Genomic DNA, 9,810 nt, shown 5'->3' with positions numbered 1-9,810 from the left:
CCGGCTGACCAAAGACCCGGTATCTGGGGGTCGTGGGGCGGCTACGATTTTCGGGAATTCGCGTCCATGGAGCGCCGGTTCGCCAGTGGCTCAGCATTTCTCAAGCGACCGCATGTGAACCTGAAGAAAGCCTGGAGGGCGACCACACGCCAACGTCGTACAGGACTTCGGTCTGCTCTGGCATTTCACAAACTTGAATTCGGGGGTGTACACCACCGGGGTATTGATGATGCCCGAAACATTGCTCGGCTATTACCGTTTATTGACGAGGAAAAGGTCCGTGCTGGTGTCGGAGCACTACAGTAGGACATTGGGCTACAAAATATCGTGATCAACCGAGGCGGGTGCTATGAGAAAGGATCTTGAAGATAGCTTGTTCGAGCAGCACGAGAAAATACTCGGGCAATGTGACTACAGGGAGCTTTGTATTGGTGACGGATGGTTTGTCCTTGTCGACACGCTTTGTCTGGGCCTTCAACACCTGACGGATAGCGGCGCAGGTCCTCAAGTTCGCGCACTGCAGGTGAAGCAGAAATTTGGCGAGTTATGTTTTTACGCGGAAGGCGCAGATTATTTCCAGGCGGGGATGATCCACATGGCCAGCCTGATAAGCATGCGCACGTGTGAAGTATGTGGTTCACCGGGCGAGCGAGTCGAGCAGCAGGATCATTGGCGAACTCTTTGCCCTACTCATACCGCGGGCTCCTGATGTCTTCACGAGTCTGATCAAAGGTTTGGATCATTGTTCTCGGAACTGATTTTCCTGTCTCTGTTGGAGGATTTCATCGTGTTCGCGACTCTGGATGAGATGATGATAGCCCTGCGTAGCGACATGGGCGATTGCCATGAAGCGCCGCCCAAAAGCCATGCTTGGGAGCTGGCTATCGGGCTTTATAAAACGTCACCGCATAAAAATATCCGTATTGTCCAGAATTGGATCTGGCTGGACGTCAAGGTGAATCAGAAAGAGGCTGAAAAGCTTGATACCGATGGTTTCATGCCTGCTGTCCTCTATGCCCATTGGGTTATTCATGACTTCAGTGGGGGCTTTAAGGCAGGCAACTGCCTTTGCAGCTCGGTATTGGTTACGGGCTCGTCGATTGGGCGTCCGATCGAAACCAGAAACAGTATTTACATTCCTGTCGGGAGGGGCTTCAGGAGAAAGGTCAGGCGGGAAGTAATCAGGTCGATCGCCTATGGGCAGTGATGGAATCGGAGGTGACGGAATCCGGATGCCCACCCACCCTCTGCCAGGCAAAACCCGTTGCGTGTACTACGAAAACTAAAGGAGAGAGCCATGAAGCGTGAACTGGAAGAACTGTTATTCAGCCGGTACCCCAAGATTCTTGAGGGTTGCCAGCAAGAAGGCCTGGGAATTGCTGACGGGTGGTTTACCCTGGTGGATACGTTGTGCCGTGATCTCCAGCATCTGACGGATAATGGCAGAGGGGCGCAGGTCAAAGCCTATCAAGTGAAGGCCAAGTTTGCCCAGCTGCGTTTTTATGCAGGTGGTGGCGATAGCTTCCAGAAAGGCATGATCTATATGGCGTCGCAGCTGGCCTCGCGTACCTGCGAGGAGTGTGGCGCGCCGGGCGAGCCATGTGAGCGAGATTATGCCTGGTTTATTCTCTGTCCGGTACACGCGCAGAGTCGATCGTCGAAGTAGCCCGCTTTTCCCGAATCCCAACGGGCTGATACGCTGCCTGAGACTTGATATGCCCGTAACATATCAAGACTTTAAGTCGCTAGAAAACTGGCGAACTCTGGGGTCCATTTCTCTGAGTCGGTTATAGAGCGCGCGAGCAATCTGATGGTCGGTTTCGGCAATCTCGATAGCCTGATCGATCAGGTCGGTTGGAATATCTTCGACTTTCAAGGTCAGCAGGATGGTTTCCAGTAGAGACCAGTTTTCCGGGAGAAGGGCCTGCTCGACGTACTGCAAAGCCAGCTCTCGCAGCTTGCTGTAAGCAAGGAGCTGGGGGCTGCTCGTCCAATGCCTGGCTTCAAAGATAAATGCATCGACTGCCTGCACGTCTGCACCAGGTAGCTCCTCCAAGGTCTGCATGATCCAGCGACGAAAAGCCGCACCTTGCACTACAGGAAGAAACTCCAGCCACATGCCAAGCTGCTTTAGCTCGCTCAGCGTTGAGCTCTCCAGCATCGCTTTGATGGCGTCGTGGTCCCCAGAGGTGAGCAGTGGCGGAAGGCGCCTTGCGTATCCTCCACAAGTACTGCAGAACACACCGCATGACTCATGTGATGGAGAGGCAAGGGAATCCAGACGGGCTTTGACCTGGTTAACCTGCTGAAGAGACATGCTGTTCTCCTTCGTGATGGGCGGGCTATTTCATGTGAAATTCGGCAGAGACAATCTGCTTTTCTTCCCAGCCTCGGAGCAGCCCGGACCAGATGTTCGCACGGAGGTTCGAGCGCTCGGTAAAGCGGCTTGACTGCCAGGGCTTTTTCTCTTTGCTGCCGTCCGCAAAGTGAAGCACGACTTGGCCGGTTCTGCCGTCGATAAGGCCCTGCCGGAAGCGGTCTTCGCTGGGGAAGAAGTGAAGCTCCGGCCGCTGAAGACGGCTCTGGCGATGATCATCGGAGCCGGGGGAAACCCCTTCAACCTGGTCAAGTAGTCGCTCGATTACATTGGCGGGGGTGTCGAATCCTTCGGCATGGGCGGAGAGGCGCTGGTAAAGGGATTCGGAGATCCGGATTACTGGGGGCATGGCTTTCATCCTATATGGCAATATGGTTACCATATTGCCATATAGTTGATCAGTCAACCTATTTTGCCTGCCCCGGTAACGCCTGATTGAGGTGCCTCGGTAGCGGTCTGAAAGCTCGGCTAGCGAAATAGTGGGAAATGTGGGCTCCGGGTTTCAGCCCTACACCGGCCCACCATGCTCAATCGCGCTCAGTACGCTGCGGACCTGGGTGGCGCCAGACCCCGTACCAAGCAGGTCAATCGGTTTGGCCATTCCCAGTGCCTGGTTCGGCGTATTCAGCCACTCCGTTGCGTTATCCTGGCTACCCAAGATCCTGGCTGCTTGCCTGGAGATCAGCGCGATGGCTTGAGCCCGCGTGTACTCGGTTCGTTTAGCCATGTCATTTCTCAGTGTTATCAGTCGAAGTAGGCCGTCTCATCGTATCGACTGCTGTCTCTTAAACTCCATAGACCGTTTTGTAGTCCCCCATTTTTAACCGCCGTATGAGTAGAGGGTTAGCCTGCTAATTTCCCCCAACACTTCGAACGAGTCTTACTGATGCCATTGAACTTTTCTCGGCAGGATAGGAAATTCCATGGGTAAACTGGATGGGCCAAGCTTTTCCACTATCCGAAAAGTTGGGAGAAGAAGACCAAAACAAACCACCTGGAGCGCCGGGGAACACTGCTGCGTTAATCGCCGGCGCGCTGCAGCTAATTTCCACTATTGTTCCTAGCTCTTTTATGTTTGGAAGCCTCCAATCATCATAGCCAGCAAAGGCTGACTCAGCATGAGCATGCTGCAATGCGCTCATCCAGGTAAACATTGATGCCCAGCCTGACTCTGTGCAACTTCCAGAATTCCAGGTCTGCCCCTCAGCACATCTTTTCCACATCAGCCCGGTAACCAAGTGGATAGCGGTGCCATCGGGATGCGTTAAAAAATCCTCTGTCGGGGTTGACGGGCCAACGAAGTCATTTTGATCTCCGTTCATGCAAATAGCGTATGCATTACTGCCAAAAAAGAAAAAATGCTGAGCCTGTAAATAAATCTGTGTAACTGCCCACCCCATTACAGGTGACCGTTCAGGCGGTCACCAAATTCGATAATAAAGCGATTCAATGCCGGCCTCCAATCACGGATCGGCATGGTCCATTTCTTCGAAGCCTGCTGGATCGCCAGGAAAGCCACTTTCAGTGCCGAGTCATCGCTGGGGAATAACTTTCTGCGCTTGGTCGCTTTACGAATCACACTGTTCAGCGACTCGATGGCATTCGTGGTATAGATCACCTTGCGAATCGCCGGAGGGTACTCGAACAGCGTAATCAGATTGTCCCAGTGGCTGTTCCAGGATCGAGAGATCTGCGGGTATTGGCTGTCCCAGCGTTCGCCAAAGGCATCCAGCGCCTGCCGGGCTTCACGTTCGGTGGCAGACTGGTAGATCTGCTTCAGATCGGCCGTCACGGCCTTGTAGTCCTTCCAGGACACGTAGCCCAGCGAGTTGCGAATCATATGCACGATACACAGCTGTATCTTGGTCTGCGGATACTCTGCAGCAATCGCATCTGGGAACCCTTTCAGGCCGTCCACACAGGCGATAAGGATGTCCTCCAGACCACGGTTTTTCAGTTCCGTCAGTACCGATAGCCAGAACTTCGCGCCTTCCGTTTCAGCCAGCCAAAGGCCAAGAAGCTCCTTCTGGTCTTCCATGTTGATAGCCAGAGCCAGGTACAGGGATTTGTTGATGACGCGTTTATCCTGTCGAATTTTCAGAACAATGCAGTCCAGATAGACGATAGGATAGATCGGATCCAGCGGGCGGTTCTGCCACTCGTGAACCTGCTCGATAACTCGCTCTGTCACCTTAGAGACGAGCGTGGCCGATATATCCGCGTCATACATTTCCTTGAAGGCATCCACGATATCCCGGGTGCTCAGACCCTTGGCGTAAAGTGCGAGGATTTGGTCATCCATCTGGGTCAGACGGGACTGGCCTTTACGGATGAATTGAGGTTCGAAAGAACCGTTCCGGTCTCGCGGAGCCTGTATCGATACTTCGCCGTGCTGCCCTTTCAGGCGCTTGGCTGAATAGCCGTTACGGCTATTGCCAGTGCCACGGCCTTCAGGAGCATGTTTCTCGTATCCGAGGTGCTCGTCCAGTTCGGCATTGAGGGCGGTTTCAACAGTCATTTTGATCAACTGTTGAGTAAGAGCTCCGAGATCTTTTTCAGACTTAATGTCTTTGGCCAACTCGGCGGCCATGGCTTTGAGTTTTTCTTGGTCCAATTGCATACCCACGATGGCATCCTTTTAAAAAGGTTACTCAGTCGTGGGCAGTTACACAATTTGGTTTACAGGCTCTTATGCTTTCAGCGAGCGGGTGCGCCATAGGTAATACACGACGGGTAATACCAACAACGTTAAAATCACAGCACTCACCATTCCGCCCACCATAGGCGCCGCAATCCGGCTAACAACTTCCGCACCTGTTCCGGAACTGAACATAATGGGCAGCAATCCAGCGATAGTGGAGGCCGTAGTCATCATTACGGGTCTTACACGAAGTCCCGCGCCCTGTGTCACGGCTTCGAGCAAATCTTCTTTTAATGGTTGCACTCCACGCTCACGACAGGTATCTATCAATTGGTGATATGCTTGGTTAAGATAAGTTAACATGATGATACCTATTTCCACCGTAACCCCCGCCAGTGCAATAAAACCAACCGCAACCGCGACAGAAAAATTATAGCCAAGCAGGTACATCAGCCAGATTGAACCAATTACCGCCAGTGGTAGTGTTCCCAGAATAATGGCTATTTCAGTGAAGTTACGAAAATTCATGTATAACAGAATGATAATGATGGCAAGCGTCAAAGGAACCACATAGGTCAGTTTCTCTTTGGCGCGCAGCATGTATTCGTACTGACCGGACCAGGCCACCGAGTAACCGGCCGGTAAATCCAACTGCTGCTCGACCGTTGCCATGGCCGCTTGTACATAGCTGCCCACGTCCACCCCATCGATATCTACAAAGGTCCAGCCATTCAGCCTGGCGTTCTCGCTCTTGATCGCTGGCGGGCCGTCCTCCACATAGACATTGGCCACATCGGCGAGCGCAATGCGTTGGCCGCTGGGCGTAACGATGGGCAGCAGCGCCAGCTGTTCTGGCGAGTCTCGATAGTCCTGCGGGTAGCGCAGATTGATCGGATAACGCTCCAGCCCCTCAATGGTCTGCGCCACATTCATTCCCCCAATGGCCGTGGCTATTACCTGCTGCACATCAGCAATATTGAGGCCATAGCGCGCCGCCTGTGCACGCTGAATATCCACCTTGATGTAACGCCCACCGGCCACCCTTTCGGAATACACCGAGGCTGTGCCGGGTACATCCTTGAGGATCTGCTCTAGTCGCTGACCAATCTTCTGAATTTCTCGCAGATCCTCGCCCGCCACCTTGATGCCTACCGGCGTCTTGATGCCGGTGGCCAGCATGTCGATGCGAGTCTTGATCGGCATCACCCAAGCGTTGGTCAAACCGGGGAATTTCACTAGCGCATCCAGCTCCTTCTTGAGCTTCTCCGTGGTCATGCCCTCGCGCCATTCCTCTTTGGGCTTGAGCTGAATAAAGGTCTCGATCATGGTCAGCGGAGCGGGATCCGTGGCTGTCTCGGCACGGCCGATTTTGCCAAACACGGTTTTTACCTCAGGCACTGTCGCGATCAGCTTGTCGGTCTGCTGCAACAATTCCCTGGCTTTGCCTATCGAGATCCCCGGATAAGTGGTCGGCATATACATCAGATCACCTTCATCCAGATCGGGGATGAATTCACTACCAATCTTGTTAACCGGCCAGATCCCAACGAGGAAAATCACAACCGCAATGGCAAGTGTAATTTTCGGAAAACGCAATACGGTTTTCAGCAGGGGCATGTACCCGGCAATCAGTAATCGATTAACGGGATTCTTGTTTTCCGCTACCACCTTGCCTCTGATGAAATATCCCATCAAAACCGGCACCACTGTGATAGCAAGCGCCGCACTGGCTGCCATGGCATAGGTTTTGGTAAAGGCCAACGGGCTGAACATCCGGCCCTCCTGGGCTTCCAGGGTGAATACTGGTACAAAGCTCACAGTGATAATAAGCAAACTGAAAAACAGCGCCGGACCGACTTCACTGGCTGACGCCGCCACGATTTTCCAACGGTTCTCTGGCGTCAAGGGCGTACGTTCCATATGCTTATGCATGTTTTCGATCATGACAATCGCGCCATCAATCATGGCGCCTATCGCAATCGCTATACCGCCTAATGACATGATATTGGCATTGAGACCTTGCCAATACATCACGGTAAAAGCCGTGAGTATACCTAGCGGCAGACTGAAGACCGCCACCAGTGAGGACCTGACATGAAACAGGAAAATGACACAGATCAACGCCACAATGGCGAGTTCTTCGGCCAGACTTTTCCACAAACTGTCAATGGCGCGAGATATCAGCCCTGAACGATCATAAACGGTTACGATCTCCACGCCATCGGGCAAACCCGCCTTGAGTTTTTCCAGCTTGGCCTTGACCCCATCAATGGTTTTCTGGGCGTTCTCACCGAAACGCATCACCACAATACCGCCCACCACTTCACCTTCGCCGTTCAACTCGGCGATGCCACGGCGCATTTGCGGCCCCAACTCGATATCCGCCACATCCTTGAGCAACAGCGGCGTACCGTTAACATCCAACCCTAACGGAATGTTGGCCAGATCATCGATACCCTGGATGTAGCCGCTGGCGCGCACCATGTACTCGGCTTCGGCCATTTCCACCACCGAGGCGCCCACTTCCTGGTTGCCGCGCTGGATAGCCATCTGGATAAGAGACAGGGGAATACCGAAGGCGCGCAGTTTCTCCGGGTTTACCTTCACTTGATACTGCTTGACCATGCCACCGAGCGCCGAGACTTCGGAAACACCCGGCACGGTTTGCAGCTCGTATTTCAGGAACCAGTCCTGCAGGCTGCGCAGCTGACTGATGTCATGCTGACCGCTGCGATCCACCAAGGCATAGAGGTAGACCCAGCCGACACCGGTGGCGTCCGGTCCCAGTTGCGGCCGGGCGCTGGGCGGTAATGTGGGCGCGACCTGAGACAGGTACTCCAGCACCCGGGAACGTGCCCAGTAGGCATCGGTATCCTCGTCGAAAATGACATACACAAAGGAATCGCCAAAAAAGGAATAACCGCGCACGGTAACCGCACCGGGTACCGACAACATGGCAGTAGTCAGTGGATACGTGACCTGGTCCTCCACCACCTGCGGTGCCTGCCCAGGAAAACTGGTCTTAATAATGACCTGTACATCGGACAGATCGGGAATGGCGTCCACCGGGGTGTTTTTCAGCGAATAGAGACCCATCCCCACCAGCATCAAAGTAGCCAGCAGCACGAAGAAACGGTTACCGACGGACCAACGGATTATCGATTCAATCATGATTGTGCTCCTTTTGATCGTGAGCGTCGTGGTTCATGCCCTGGTGTTCGCTGTGCTCCGGCATCGACATATCACCGTGATCCATACCCTCGTGCTGACCGTGATCCATTCCTGCAGGCATGGCATCATTGCCTTGCTCATTGGGAATATGCACTTGGGTAATCTGGTATCCACCACTGTTGTTATTGGTGATCTGCACATGCAGGCGCATTCCCTGTTTGAGCGCATCCATGTCCACAGCCTCAGCGACGGTGAAATCCATGGTCATGGTGGGCCATTGCCAGTCCGGGATGGCCTCGTGCTCCAGGGTCACCATGCGGTGATCCGGCATCAGGCTGTCGATACGTGCGGCCACCCAGACTGAGCGGGAATCAGCGTCTGCCTTTACATCCATTGATTCGCCTTGCTGATCGCGCTTGGCCATGCGCTTGAAGTCCGACGTCTTGCTGGATTCCGAGTCGATCAGGAACTGAGCAGAGGTCACAATGCGTTCCCCTTCTTTGAGTCCCGACTGAATTTCCACCTGCCGTTCGCCCACACGCCCGACCTCAACGGCCACCGATTTGAATTTGCCATCACCCAGCGCCAACACCACGCGCGCCTGGCTGCCGGTACGGATCAGCGCTTCTCGCGGGATTAACAGTGCTTCAGCCCCCGCCTGGGTCTCAATGACCATCTGCGCGAACATGCCCGGCTTGAGGAAGTCGTCCGGGTTGTCGAAATGCACCCGGATTTGCGCGGTACGTGTCTTGGCATTCAAAGACGGATAGACATAGTCCACCTGGCCCAACCAATCCCGACCGGGCAGGTAATCGAGCCGCATCCGCACCTGGTCGCCGGTCTTGACCAGGCTTGCCTGTCGTTCGAACACCTCACCGATCACCCAGATATGCTCCAGTTGGCCGATGCTCATCAGACTCAAGCCAGGCTTGACGAACATGCCCTCACGCACCGCGAGATTGTCCAGTACCCCGGACTGCGGCGCGGCAACGGTGATGGTCTGGCTGACCTTGCGGGTTTTACGCAGCCGGTCGATATCTGCCCGCGGCACCTGCAATGCCAATAACCGTTCCACGGCAGCGCCGATCAACACCGGATTGTCGCGTTTCAACGCCAACAACAATTCCTCCTGGGCGTTGACCAGGGTGGGTGAATAGAGGGTGTACAGGGGGTCGCCCTGTCTGACCGGATCCCCGGCGGCCTTGACATGGAGCGTCTCGATCCAGCCTTCCACGCGCGGGCTGATATGCACCAGCCGGTTCTCATCGTATTGCACGTAACCGACGGTTTTGACATCCAGATTCAGAGACCCGGACTCAACCGTGGCGGTGCGCACGCCGAGATTGTTGACGACCTCGGGCGATATCTTGACGGTGCCGGCTTCATCCTCTCCGGCGGATTTCTCGTACACAGGGATCAGATCCATGCCCATGGGCGATTTGCCAGGCTTGTCGCGCTTGTAGTTGGGATCCATGGGCGCCACCCAGTAAAGTGGCTTGCGTTCACCGCCGGTTGCTGTCATATCCCCCTCATCGGGGTTGCCGAGTAGCCAGACGCCGGATGCGCCGAGCAGCGCGCCGACGGCCGTGCCCAGCAAGGTTTTGGTGAATGTATTCATGTT

Annotated in this window: 10 protein-coding genes; 3 read left to right on the top strand and 7 right to left on the bottom strand. The window is 54.4% G+C overall.

Annotated features, from left to right (window positions below):
- The first annotated feature begins 349 nt into the window (after positions 1–349).
- The 3 genes from A0251_RS14625 to A0251_RS14615 all read left to right on the top strand — a co-directional run bounded on the left by A0251_RS14625 (position 350) and on the right by A0251_RS14615 (position 1,666).
- Positions 350–709, top strand: coding sequence for a hypothetical protein (locus A0251_RS14625; protein WP_062817577.1), 360 nt, complete (start codon positions 350–352; stop codon positions 707–709).
- A gap of 78 nt (positions 710–787) precedes the next feature.
- Positions 788–1,207, top strand: a complete 420-nt coding sequence (locus A0251_RS14620; protein WP_146063399.1) for a DUF6957 family protein — start codon at positions 788–790, stop codon at positions 1,205–1,207.
- Positions 1,208–1,297: 90 nt separating this feature from the next.
- The gene (locus A0251_RS14615) at positions 1,298–1,666 is read left to right on the top strand and encodes a hypothetical protein (RefSeq protein ID WP_062817575.1); all 369 of its coding nucleotides are present in this window, start codon (positions 1,298–1,300) and stop codon (positions 1,664–1,666) included.
- A 63-nt stretch (positions 1,667–1,729) separates the two neighbouring features.
- On the opposite strand, the gene A0251_RS14610 is transcribed toward A0251_RS14615, so the two are convergent.
- The 7 genes from A0251_RS14610 to A0251_RS14585 form a co-directional block, all read right to left on the bottom strand.
- Positions 1,730–2,317, bottom strand: a complete 588-nt coding sequence (locus A0251_RS14610) for a hypothetical protein (RefSeq protein ID WP_062817574.1) — start codon at positions 2,315–2,317, stop codon at positions 1,730–1,732.
- A gap of 25 nt (positions 2,318–2,342) precedes the next feature.
- Positions 2,343–2,726 carry a hypothetical protein gene (locus A0251_RS14605; protein WP_062817573.1) on the bottom strand — a complete coding sequence of 128 codons (384 nt, stop codon included), beginning with the start codon at positions 2,724–2,726 and terminating at the stop codon, positions 2,343–2,345.
- Between the two features lie 159 nt (positions 2,727–2,885).
- Positions 2,886–3,104 carry an MbcA/ParS/Xre antitoxin family protein gene (locus tag A0251_RS14600; protein ID WP_062817572.1) on the bottom strand — a complete coding sequence of 73 codons (219 nt, stop codon included), beginning with the start codon at positions 3,102–3,104 and terminating at the stop codon, positions 2,886–2,888.
- A gap of 124 nt (positions 3,105–3,228) precedes the next feature.
- Positions 3,229–3,777, bottom strand: coding sequence for a DUF1566 domain-containing protein (locus A0251_RS17275; RefSeq protein ID WP_082810917.1), 549 nt, complete (start codon positions 3,775–3,777; stop codon positions 3,229–3,231).
- Positions 3,777–4,991: an IS256 family transposase gene (locus tag A0251_RS14595; RefSeq protein WP_062817585.1), complete on the bottom strand. Its 1,215-nt coding sequence runs from the start codon at positions 4,989–4,991 to the stop codon at positions 3,777–3,779. Before A0251_RS14595 ends, A0251_RS17275 begins: the two co-directional genes overlap by 1 nt.
- Before the next feature lie 75 nt (positions 4,992–5,066).
- Complete coding sequence (locus A0251_RS14590; protein ID WP_062817571.1) at positions 5,067–8,189, bottom strand: efflux RND transporter permease subunit; 3,123 nt, start codon at positions 8,187–8,189, stop codon at positions 5,067–5,069.
- Positions 8,182–9,807: an efflux RND transporter periplasmic adaptor subunit gene (locus tag A0251_RS14585; RefSeq protein WP_062817570.1), complete on the bottom strand. Its 1,626-nt coding sequence runs from the start codon at positions 9,805–9,807 to the stop codon at positions 8,182–8,184. Before A0251_RS14585 ends, A0251_RS14590 begins: the two co-directional genes overlap by 8 nt.
- Between the last annotated feature and the right edge of the window lie 3 nt (positions 9,808–9,810).

The organism is Alcanivorax sp. NBRC 102024 (genome assembly GCF_001602235.1).
In the GTDB taxonomy this organism is placed as follows: Bacteria; Pseudomonadota; Gammaproteobacteria; order Pseudomonadales; family Alcanivoracaceae; genus Alcanivorax.
This window is presented reverse-complemented; position numbering and strand designations above follow the sequence as displayed.

Bases quoted from the DNA above. Each gene is read 5' to 3' on its own strand.
- A0251_RS14600 (WP_062817572.1), bottom strand. From the start codon at position 3,104: ATGGCTAAACGAACCGAGTACACGCGGGCTCAAGCCATCGCGCTGATC.
- A0251_RS14585 (WP_062817570.1), bottom strand. From the start codon at position 9,807: ATGAATACATTCACCAAAACCTTGCTGGGCACGGCCGTCGGCGCGCTG.
- A0251_RS14610 (WP_062817574.1), bottom strand. From the start codon at position 2,317: ATGTCTCTTCAGCAGGTTAACCAGGTCAAAGCCCGTCTGGATTCCCTT.
- A0251_RS17275 (WP_082810917.1), bottom strand. From the start codon at position 3,777: ATGGGGTGGGCAGTTACACAGATTTATTTACAGGCTCAGCATTTTTTC.
- A0251_RS14605 (WP_062817573.1), bottom strand. From the start codon at position 2,726: ATGCCCCCAGTAATCCGGATCTCCGAATCCCTTTACCAGCGCCTCTCC.
- A0251_RS14590 (WP_062817571.1), bottom strand. From the start codon at position 8,189: ATGATTGAATCGATAATCCGTTGGTCCGTCGGTAACCGTTTCTTCGTG.
- A0251_RS14615 (WP_062817575.1), top strand. From the start codon at position 1,298: ATGAAGCGTGAACTGGAAGAACTGTTATTCAGCCGGTACCCCAAGATT.
- A0251_RS14625 (WP_062817577.1), top strand. From the start codon at position 350: ATGAGAAAGGATCTTGAAGATAGCTTGTTCGAGCAGCACGAGAAAATA.